This is a genomic window from Spongiactinospora gelatinilytica (assembly GCF_003236385.1).
In the GTDB taxonomy this organism is placed as follows: domain Bacteria; phylum Actinomycetota; class Actinomycetes; order Streptosporangiales; family Streptosporangiaceae; genus Spongiactinospora; species Spongiactinospora gelatinilytica.
In genome coordinates, this window is record NZ_POUA01000361.1 from 1 (window position 1) to 7,721 (window position 7,721).

Genomic DNA, 7,721 nt, shown 5'->3' on the forward strand with positions numbered 1-7,721 from the left:
AGACCATCGTGGAGCGGTGCGAGGGGTACTGCTGTGGTCACAGCGGTGACGGCGGGCCGAATCTGCGGTGTGCGAGGTGTGGGCGGGCGGTGGCGACGCGGGTGGATGACTGCTCGTACGGACAGGTGGTGTGGCTGGATCCGCGTGCCGTGCGGAGGGTCGTTCATGATGAGCCCGCTCCGGTGATCGCGGGCTGGGAAGACCTCCCGTACGAACCGCCGGTGGATCTGGCGGGGAGGTGGAGTCCGATCTGGGAGGCGGCTGCGGGGGTGGCGCTGGCGCGTTCGCCGCAGGTCCGGGAGCCCTGGCTGCGCGCGATCTACGACAGGGTGCGGGACCGCACCCGGTGGCGGCCGGTCGATGGGTAAAATACTCAGCGTATTCTTGGGATTACCCACAGAAAGTATGGCGTGCGGCGTACCGTGCTGGCATGCCTCCCGCGCACACCAGTCCGGTGACCGATCTGGTTCGAGCCTGTCATCGCTTCACCACGCACATGAGACTGCTGGCCGACCAGCTCGGCCGGGTCCCCGTCGATGACGGGGACGTGACGCTTTTGGATGAGGCCACGCAGAGTGCGCGGATCGCGTTGTGGCATGTGATCGCCCGGTCCAATGGGGCGTTGCAGCGGCCGACGGAGGGCAATGAGTGTTCGTTCTTCACGGTGATCACGGATGCCGAGTGGCAGCGCCTGATGGAGTCGGGTGAGCTGCCCAGGGAGCATGCCTACGAGTGCGGGATGTCGGCCGATCATCCGGGGCCGCACGTCACGTTCATCTATGAGGCGATGGGCACCTTTCAGGGGTGGTGGCTGCGCTGGCGCGGCCGGGAAAGGGAGTTGGTGATCCACCCGTACTGCGGGGAGGTGCAGCGCGGGCTCGACCCCGACGGGCTTGACGACACCAACTGCCTGCTTTTCCAGGGACACCCCTGCCCGCACCGTTTCTAACGAAAACCGCGCGGAGTGACACCGGGGTTAAGAAACAGAGTTATGGCCATCGCCATTGCTTCGGCTGACTCGCCTTGACACGATGCGTAAGATCTTCGACCTGCTGAGAGAAGCGCATCATGAGGCCCAGGAGATGGCTGAGCGCGCTTGTTGCGATCGCGTTGCTCGGCATCGTGTCACCGTCAGAAGCGGCCCCCGTGGCCGCGCCCGTCTGCGCCCCCGGTACGACCGTCGTCACCGACACCGGCACGTTGTGCGGTACGGCGGGGCAGGGGGTCCGATCCTGGCTCGGCGTCCCTTACGCCGCGCCCCCGGTGGGCGACCTTCGCTGGACGCCCGCCCGACGGCACGCCCCCTGGCCAGGGGAACTACAGGCCACCGAGCGAGGCAGCCCCTGCCCGCAGGCCCCGCTGCTGGGGGCCGGTTCGGAGAACGAGGACTGCCTCAAGCTCAACATCGTCGCCCCCGCTGACGCGCACAGCAAGCCGCTGGCCGTGATGGTCGAGTTCCACGGCGGCGGCTTCCGGTTCGGCGCGCCCGGTCCGGGCGACCACCTGGCACGCGCCGGGCAGGTGATCCATGTCGGGGTGGGTTACCGGCTCGGCGTGTTCGGATTCCTCTCCCATCGGGGATTCGGCGCGAACCCCGGCAACTACGCCCTGAGCGACCAGCAGGAGGCGCTGCGCTGGGTGCAGCGCAACATAGCGGCGTTCGGCGGCGACCCGGGCAACGTCACGATCTTCGGCGCCAGCGCCGGCGGGTCGAGCGTGTGCGCGCACGTCGCCTCGCCCACCGCGCGCGGGCTGTTCGCCAAGGGGATCGTGCAGGCCGGTGAGTACAACTCGCTGCGCGGCGCGAACACCGTCTGGCAGCCGCAGGACTGCAAGGCCGAACTGCCCACGCAGACCGAGGCGCAGCAGACCGGCGACCGTTTCGCCACCGCGCTCGGCTGTGCCCAGGCCACCCCGGCCGAGGCGGCGGCCTGCCTGCGCGGCAAGCCGGTCAAGGCGCTGCTGGACCAGTCGTCGGACGGCATGGCTCCGGACCGCGGCACGATCGCGCCCATCGTGGACGGCCGCATCCTGACCAGTTCGCCGGGGCTGGCGTTCGCCAAGGGCAGGGTCAACAAGGTCACGGTGATGCACGGCGTCGGCCGTGACGAGGTGCAGATCCCGCCCGCCAACACGCCGGAGCAGTACGAGAAGCTGGTCCGCGACCAGTACGGCCCGCTCGCGCCCGAGGTGCTGGCGCGTTATCCGCTGAAGCGCTACCCCGAGCCCGCGCCGTTCATCGCCTCCCGCACGATCGTGGCCGACAGCAACTCGGTCTGCCCGGCGCTGCGCAACGACGAACGGCTGGCCAGGCGGATCCCGGTGTTCGCCTTCCAGGTGGACAACACCGACGCCCCGCCGCTGTTCTTCCTGGACCGGACCAAGCCGAACGGCAGCTTCCACATCAGCGAGGCCCCGTTCCTGTACGGGCCGGTGACCAACGAGGGGGCCAACCAGCAGGCGTTCGGCGTCCAGTTGGTCGCGCAGTGGACGGGGTTCGCCCGGACCGGCGACCCGACCGTGGACGGCACGCCGTACTGGCCCCGCTACACGATCAAGGACCCGGCGGTCATGTCCCTGGCCCCGGCGGGTGACAGCGTCGCCACCCGCGAAATCGCCAGGCAGCACAACTGCGACTTCTGGGACGAGCACACACCGTACGTGAGCGAGGAGAGACGATGACCGGCAGACGACTCATTCGCGCGGCTGCGGCGCTGGCCGCGCTCTGTTTGGCGGTGACCGCCGGCCCCGCGACCGCGACCCCCGCGCCGGGCGGGGGTGACGGGCCGCACCACGGGGACTGGTCGATGTGGCAGCAGAACCCGTGGGGCTGGCGGCACAACGCCGCCGAACGCAAGATCACCGCCGGCAACGTCGCCGGTCTGGAACTCAAGTGGGCCTTCGCCTACCCGAAGGCCGCGGGCGCCCCGCGCAGCCAGGCCGCCGTCGTCGGCGACACGGTCTACTTCGGCTCGCCCGAGGGCAAGATGTACGCCAGGGACGCCGAGACCGGCGCGGCCAAGTGGGAGTTCGACCTCACCACGGTCGGCCAGGGCGGCTGGCCACCGCAGGTCCAGGACGGCCCCGCGGTGGCCAGGGGCAAGGTGCTGTTCGGTGACAGCCGCGGTTACTTCTACGCCGTGGACCAGCGCACCGGCAAGCTGGCCTGGGCCCGCCGGCTGGACGACAAGCTGGCCGCGCTGGTGACCAGCTCGCCGGTCGTCCTGGGCCGCAGGGTGTTCGTCGGCGTGTCGAGCGGCGAGAACATCATGGGCAAGGACCACGAGTGCTGCCAGTTCCGCGGCCACCTCAACGGCCTGGACATCGACTCCGGCAAGCTGGTGTGGCGGTTCTACACCACGCCCCCGCCGGTGGCGGACGGCACCTGGCCGAACGGCAAGACCCGCTACGCGCCCTCCGGCGCCGGGGTCTGGAGCAGCCCGGCGGTGGACCCGATCACCCGTACGGTCTACGTCGGCACCGGCCAGAACTACACCGGCAGCGCCGGACACTACGACTCGGTGCTGGCCATCAACGCCGACACCGGACGCCCCCGCTGGACCCGCAAGATGACCGACGTGGACACTTGGCGGATCGAGTGCTCGTTGCCCACCCCCCAGGACCGCGAGTACTGCCCCAACTTCCCCGACGGCACCGCGCTGGACTTCGACCTCGGGGCGGCGCCGAACCTGTTCCGGGCCGGCAAGCGGGCGCTGGTCGGGATCGGCCAGAAGAACGGCGTCTACCACGTGCTCGACGCCCGCACCGGTGAGATCGTGTGGCAGCGGTCGCTGTCCAAGCCGCAGCCCGGCGGCGGCCTGACGGGCGTCCAGTGGGGTTCCAGCTATGACGGCAAGCGGCTCTACGTCGCGACGTACATGGCCTCCCCGGGCACGCTGTTCGCGCTCGACCCGGCCACCGGGCACCTGCTGTGGGAGACGCCGAACCCGGCCGACGGCTGCACGACCGGCGGCGCGTCGCAGTTCCCGCAGTTGTGCAGGCCCGGTCATTCCACCGCCGTGTCCACCACGCCCGGAGTGGTGTGGGTGGGCAGCACCGACGGCAAGGTGCGTGCGTACTCCGCCGAGACCGGCAAGGTGCTGTGGACCTACGACACCATCCAGGACGTCGTGGGCGTGAACGGGCTCACCGGCCGCGGCGGCCAGGTCGCGGGCACCGGCGGCCCGGTGATCTCGCACGGCATGGTCTACACGCAGTCGGGGGCCGGGTTCTTCCCGTACCCGAGCCCGCACGGCGCGGTGTTCATGGCCTTCGGCCTGCGCTGACCCTCGCTTGTTCGGAAACTTGTTCGGAAACTTGTGCAGAACCTGTTCAGAAACCCCCGGCGGCGGATCAATCGTCGCCGGGGACGCGCCGCCAGTGCTGGCGCTTGTCGCGGTCGCGGACCACGACACCGAGGCGGGCCAGTTCGGCGCGAAGCTCGGCGGCGTCGTCGCCGCGGTCCTTTTCCACCGCCCTGGCCCTGGCCCGCAGCAGGGCGTTGGCGGTGGGGGACAGCTCCGGGTGGTCCTCCACCCAGCGCCGGAACTCCTCGCGGTGCGGGTCGCCGTCGGCGTGCCAGGGGTAGCCGTGGCGTACGAAGGCGTCCCGGATGCGGGCGGCGGACGGCAGCGAGCCGCGCGACCTGGCGATCTCCTCGGTGGCGTGGCCGAGCAGGACCACGGCCTTGCCGTCCAGGAACGCCGCGCCGACGTCGGCCCGGCGTACCTCCTGGCGGGAGTCGCCGTACACGAGGCTCGCCCCGTCGTCGTCCACGGTGATCACCACGTGGTCCGCGATCGCCAGGAAGGCCAGTACCAGGCCCGCGACGCCACCGACGGCCAGCGCCCCGATCGTGACGTGCGGCTCGGGCAGCGACGCGATGAACTCCAGCGGCTTGTCGAACGGGACCCACGGCAGCGTGATCGCCCACCCGGCGATGGCCTTGATCCCCCAGCCCAGGCCCGCGCCGAGCACCGGGAACCCGGCCCAGACCAGGGCCTGTTCCCACGGCGGCAGGGTGACGACGGTCGCGGTCACACCGTCACCCGCCCGGCCCGCGAAGCACGGACCCCCGCCGACGCGACGAGCAGCACGACAACGATCAGGAAGAACATGTTGTGCCACAGTTTAGCGGCGGCCGTCACATCGCCGATGGGTTCGGTGACGAACGCCGTCACGCTCGTGCTCAGCAGCGCACCACCGGCCACGGCCAGCCGGTGGTGCGCCCTCCACCCGGTCCGCCGCGACCACGCCCACAGCAGCGCGAGCAGTACGGCCAGCCGTCCCGCGAGCACCGCGAAGCCCCGCCAGTCGATGGCCATCGCCGGATCGAGCCCGGCCCATTCGACGACCAGACCGAAGAGATCCGGCACGAGCAGCAGCACGAACGCGACCGCGCCCACGACCCACGGGCCGGGCGCCGGGCGGCCGATCGGCGGGGCGGGCCGCCGGCCCGTGGCGAACGCCGTGACGATCAGTGCCACGACCACCGCGCCGGCCCCCGTGAGCTGCGCGGCGGTGGGCACGAAGCCCTCGGTGTCCAGGTGCCACTTGACCACGAACGCGGCGGCGAGCCCGAACGCGACCACCGCCACCGCCAGCCCGGGCAGGCCGAGCCAGGGCGTGGCCCTGCGGTCCGGGACGAACGTCTCCACGATGGCGATCGGCGCGCAGACGCTGAAGATCACGTGCCCGGCCACCCAGCCGAGCGACAGGTAGCCGCCGAGGCCCAGCGCGGGAATGTAGGTCGCCTCCAACATCGGGCCGAGGTAGTCGATGTCCCGGTAGGACGGGTTGAACATCGCCTGGTCGATCATGCCGGGCTGGAGCACGCCGAACGCCGTCGCGAGCAGCAGCATGGTCGGCCAGCCCCGTCCGGCGCGGCGGGCGGTCTCGCGGACGATGAGCGCGGCGCAGCCGTACAGGGGGACGAAGACGACCAGCCCGCCGAGCAGTTCGGTGACGTTTCCCGTGGAGTCGTCGTATCCGGCCAGGTACTCCGCGCACACCGGGGCGAGCAGCAGCAGGCCCAGCACGGGTGGCAGCCGCGTCGCCGTTCGCGGAGGCGGCGGGGTGTCGGTTCGCATGCCCCGACGCTAGGGACGGGCGGGGCGGCGGCGGATCGGCCACGGGTCGCCTCCGGCGTGACCGAGGTCGCCGCCCGGTGCCCGGCGCTCAGCGCAAAGTAGCGGGCGCCTCGCTACTTTCGTCGCGGGCCAGGGTGAGCATGGCGTCGGCGGTCCGGGCGGCCTGGGCGGCGATGCCCGGAATGCCGGACGTGATGAACGGCCCGCCGCCCGCGAGGTCGCCCGCCACCTGGACCCGCGGATCGGCCGGTACCACGCCGCCCGCCGGATGGAACGCGGCCAGGCCGCCCGACACCAGCGACGCGACCAGTTCCCCGGCCGCGCGGGGGACGGCCTGGGGCGGCGGGTTGACGGCGTTGACCACCGCGTCCACATGGATGGCGCTGTCGCCGGCCGTCACCGCGAAGCCTCCGCCGGTCGCCTCCACAGCGCGGACGTCTGGCACGAGGGTGAGCCGCCCGGCGTCCAGCAGCCGTAGCAGCGTGGCCGCGTTCACCGGGACCATCGGCGAGGCCACGCTGGTCGCCAGCCGGAAATGCCGCCGCAACCGGGCCCGCCCGGACTCCGGCAGCAGCCGCCAGGCGTAGGGGCCGACGGTGTGCGCGGTCTCCTGGAGGACCCTGCGCCCGATCCGCGGGTCGCCGACGCTCCGCAACTGCCGCCGCAGCCGCCGTACCGGGTCCTCGGTACCGGCGGCGAGCAGGTCGGCCGCGAACGCGTCGAAGTCCTCGCCCGCCTCGGCGAGTTCGGCGCGCAACAGGCCGATCAGGTGGCCGAGCGGCACCGTACCGTGCTCGCGGTGCGCCGTGGCGACCCGTTCGGCGGTGACGTGGGCGGGCCGATGGCCGGACGGGCGCTGCCAGACGTGCGGCAGCAGGCCGCTGCGGGAGAGCATGGTGATCGGCCCGGTGTGCCCGCGTGCGGCCAGTGAGACCACGACGTCCACCGCGGTCAGGCCGCTGCCGAGGACGGCGACCCGGGCGTCGGCGGGGATCGGGGCGAGCGTTCGGGCCAGCGGGTACGGCTCGTGGACGTATCCGGGGGCGGCGGCGAGGCTGTACAGGTCGCGCGGCTCGCCGCCGCCCACGCACAGGGCCACCTGGTCGGCGGCGTACCGCCCGCCGTCCGCCGCGACCACGGCGAGCCGGTCGCCGCGCCGCTCGACTCCGGTGACGCGGGCGCGGGCGATGCGGGTCCGCCAGCCGTTCGCGCGCAGCGTCCGCAGTGCGGCCTCGGCGGTGGCGGCCAGGTAGTCGCCGTAGCGGTGCCGGGGGACCAGCGGCTGCCCGAGCAGGTCGTCGAGGTGGGCGGCGCCGCTCTCGCCCAGCCAGGCGGCGTAGTGGCCGGGGTCGCCGTGCCGGATCGACATGATCGCGGGCGGCGCGTTGACCAGGACCGTGTCCAGGTCAGGCCCGTACGGCCGGCCGCGCCACAGATGCGGCGACGGCTCGAAGACGGTGATCAGCCCGGGACGTACCCGGGCGAGAGACGTGGTCGCGAGCGCGTCCAGCAGACCTACGGCCGCGGCTCCCGCGCCGACGAGTGCGATTTCCATGTCGATGAGGCTCGCCGCTGCGGGCGGTTCGTCCCATCCCTCGGATGGGGGGTTGGCGCGCTGGGGAGGAATGGGGC

The 7,721-nt window shown here is 72.2% G+C and carries 6 protein-coding genes and 1 pseudogene; 4 read left to right on the forward strand and 3 right to left on the reverse strand.

The window, feature by feature from the left end:
- From C1I98_RS31560 to C1I98_RS31575, 4 genes and pseudogenes are all read left to right on the forward strand, one after another.
- Positions 1-368 (forward strand): annotated as a pseudogene (locus tag C1I98_RS31560) (hypothetical protein); the annotation flags it as partial.
- A 62-nt stretch (positions 369-430) separates the two neighbouring features.
- The gene (locus tag C1I98_RS31565; RefSeq protein ID WP_146607754.1) at positions 431-949 is read left to right on the forward strand and encodes a hypothetical protein; all 519 of its coding nucleotides are present in this window, start codon (positions 431-433) and stop codon (positions 947-949) included.
- 119 nt (positions 950-1,068) lie between these two features.
- Positions 1,069-2,682: a carboxylesterase/lipase family protein gene (locus C1I98_RS31570; protein WP_111171022.1), complete on the forward strand. Its 1,614-nt coding sequence runs from the start codon at positions 1,069-1,071 to the stop codon at positions 2,680-2,682.
- Positions 2,679-4,286: an outer membrane protein assembly factor BamB family protein gene (locus C1I98_RS31575; RefSeq protein ID WP_111171023.1), complete on the forward strand. Its 1,608-nt coding sequence runs from the start codon at positions 2,679-2,681 to the stop codon at positions 4,284-4,286. The genes C1I98_RS31570 and C1I98_RS31575 overlap by 4 nt, the downstream gene beginning before the upstream one ends.
- A 67-nt stretch (positions 4,287-4,353) precedes the next feature.
- Here the strand turns inward: C1I98_RS31575 and C1I98_RS31580 are convergent, their stop codons facing one another.
- From C1I98_RS31580 to C1I98_RS31590, 3 genes are all read right to left on the reverse strand, one after another.
- Positions 4,354-5,040, reverse strand: coding sequence for a YqeB family protein (locus tag C1I98_RS31580; RefSeq protein ID WP_111171024.1), 687 nt, complete (start codon positions 5,038-5,040; stop codon positions 4,354-4,356).
- Positions 5,037-6,089 carry an AF_0692 family protein gene (locus C1I98_RS31585; RefSeq protein ID WP_146607755.1) on the reverse strand — a complete coding sequence of 351 codons (1,053 nt, stop codon included), beginning with the start codon at positions 6,087-6,089 and terminating at the stop codon, positions 5,037-5,039. Before C1I98_RS31585 ends, C1I98_RS31580 begins: the two co-directional genes overlap by 4 nt.
- An 88-nt stretch (positions 6,090-6,177) precedes the next feature.
- The coding region (locus C1I98_RS31590; protein ID WP_233508354.1) for an FAD/NAD(P)-binding protein at positions 6,178-7,721 on the reverse strand (1,544 nt) is incomplete at its 5' end.